General features: G+C 75.0%; 1 pseudogene. It reads left to right on the top strand.

Annotated features, from left to right (window positions below):
• Positions 1 to 401, top strand: a pseudogene (locus tag TW83_RS21650) (hypothetical protein); the annotation flags it as partial.
• Positions 402 to 480 lie beyond the last annotated feature (79 nt).

Here is a 480-nt window from a genome sequence, read left to right as displayed (position 1 = left end):
CCCTGCGCGCGGCGCAGGTCACGCCGGGCGGGTCCGGCGGGGCCGCGGGGGACGTGGCGCTGGATTGGCTGCGCCCCGACGGGCTGCGTGCCGAGCTGACCGCGCCGCAGGGCGGGTTGCTGGACGGGCTGGTGCGGCTGGAGGGCGGCGTGCGCATGACCACCAGCAGCGGCTGGCAGCTGGACACGCCGCAGATCGACGCGCGGACCGATACGTCGGTCCTCCAGGCCGACCGCGGGGTCGAGGCGCAGGCGCCCTTTGGCCGCATCACCGCGGGCCGCATGCGGCTGGCCCCTGCTGCGACCGATGCCGATGCCGGGGCCGCCGCCGGCGATTCGGCGGGCGACGGGGCCGCAGTCTTGAATTTCTCGGACGGCGTGCGTCTGATATACCAACCCTGACACCGGGCCGCTTTCCGCCCGAAGCCCTATCGAGGACCCGATGACCCTTCGCCCCCTGCTGATCGCGCTGGCGCTGGCC

This window comes from Paracoccus sp. S4493, assembly GCF_000967735.1.
Classification (GTDB): Bacteria; Pseudomonadota; Alphaproteobacteria; order Rhodobacterales; family Rhodobacteraceae; genus Paracoccus; species Paracoccus marcusii.
Note: the sequence above shows the minus strand (reverse complement) of the source record. Positions and strands in the feature narration are given on the sequence as shown.